The organism is Streptococcus suis, from assembly GCF_046032535.1.
GTDB lineage: Bacteria > Bacillota > Bacilli > Lactobacillales > Streptococcaceae > Streptococcus > Streptococcus suis_AK.
The window spans coordinates 1-1919 of sequence record NZ_JARQPL010000070.1 but is presented as its reverse complement, the minus strand read 5'-3'; the positions used below and the strand labels follow the sequence as shown (position 1 = coordinate 1919).

1 protein-coding gene is annotated in these 1919 nt (G+C 41.3%); it reads right to left on the bottom strand.

Annotated features, from left to right (window positions below; genetic code table 11):
• Nucleotides 1–77: 77 nt before the first annotated feature.
• Nucleotides 78–1799 (bottom strand): IS1634 family transposase, encoded by a 1722-nt coding sequence (locus tag P7J58_RS11240; RefSeq protein ID WP_408556369.1) that lies wholly within the window; start codon nt 1797–1799, stop codon nt 78–80.
• Between the last annotated feature and the right edge of the window lie 120 nt (nt 1800–1919).

Sequence of the window (1919 nt, the reverse complement as noted above, 5' to 3'; positions counted from 1 at the left end):
TCCCGACTTTATCACATAAAAAAATGCAAAGGATAGCTAACCCCTTGTGGGACAAGGAGTTTGGCTATCCTTTTTCATTATTTTTCTGTAGTGTATGAATCCTTTGCGTATCTCTTTAGTTCTTCATACTTTACGAGACCACGGTTCCATTCAATCCCTAGGAGTTTATTTAACTCCTGCATATCTGGACTCTCTTGTAATCTGTAGTAATCATCCTGTAACCGTGTTGCCTTCGCACTGTTTAAGGCTCTTATCATCCTCTCCGGACTCATCGACCAGTTTGTCCTGTATTGAAGCAGTCGAATGAGGATGAGAGCTATAAAACAAGTTAGGAAATGTGCTTGAATGTGTTCCTCTGTCCAAACATAAACTGGACGGCTCTCCAATTCTGTCTTGGTAACCCTAAAGCAATCTTCTATTTTACTGAGTTGTCTATAGGAATCAAGGATTGCTTCATCTGACAGTTCAATCTCACTGGTAACAAGGACATTGATTCCGTCAAACTGAGCATCGAATTCCACCTGCTCAAGGTCAAGCTGAATGAGAGGGGAGAAGGGCTTGATTTCACCTGTCTCTTTGTCTAGATAAGACAAATCAAGGTATTTCTTTCCACCCTTCTTACTAGTCTGACGAAAGAGTTCCGCATTGGTTAAGTGACTGGCATATTCAAGAGCACCGTCTCTGCGAATCCGTTCACGATCCGCATATTTCTTACTCCAGGTAATCACGACTTTCTCCTTTATCATTTTGGAGCCTTTTCCTGTACCTAGTTTGCGGCTACGAATATAGGATTTCTTAGCGAAGGTTCCTTCCGCATTAAAATGCCACCCTTCTGGATCTAGGATCTCTTCTTGAATATCTTTGGGAGCCCCTCTCTTGCCACGATGCTTTTGGGAAAAGAGCCAGCCATCCCCTTGTTCCAACATAGCTGAAACATTGGTTGTACTATTCATTGCCTTATCCGCCACAACCACAATTCGTTCGATGCCAAATTGCTTCTTAACCTCTTCAACTGCGGGAAGATAGGTCACGGGGTCGGTTTGATTCCCTCGAAAGAGCTTGTAGCTAATGGGAATCCCGTTTGTATCCATGAATAGTCCTAACTGGACAATAGGCTTCGGTCGGTGTTCCTTGCTTGGTCCTCGTCTACGAAGACCAACTTTGATGATTTCTCCATCGTCAGATTGTTCTTCTATGTCTGGGATATCTGTCTCAAAGTAATAGTTGGTGACATCGTAGAAAACCAGATGTCCTTCCCGCTTGGTTAATCGGCTAATCTCTTGATGGAGATGAAGTTGAATCTGATTTTTTACCTCATTCAACGTGTCAAGGTGACGATAGATGGCATTTAAGTTAAGATCCCAGTCTCCGAATAGATCTGCTTGTGCTTCAACAGTGGCTAATTTACTAGTGGGGTTTAAGATTCGTTGAAATACTAGCAGTTTCAAAGCCTTTGTCAAATTGTAATTGGCCTTGGTTTTTACCCGCTTCATAACATGAGAGAGTCTTAATTCTTCAAAGAGATTGTCAAATACCATCCACCCGTAGGATTTGTCTGGTTCATTCATAGGAGCCAGGAGGTCTAAGCTCAGGTGAACCGTTGTATTTTCTGTTAAAGAGCCAGCTTTTGCCTCACGCTTCAATCGTTCAAGGATGCCAGGTTCTTCAGCTTCCAAATCATCAAGAAGTCCATATTTTTTAATAATTCTCTGCTTGGTTTTCCCGTCTATGCGGTAACTTTCTGCAAGATAGACATGAGTTCTACCTTCTTTGTTAGTAGTAGTTCGAATAAAAGCCATACCTATATTATAACATACAACAACATACAACACAATAAAAAAGAACAAAAAATACTTAAAAAATCCAATTCTATCAAGCGATTGAAGCGGATCGTGGAAAAATAAAGTGATAAAGTCGGG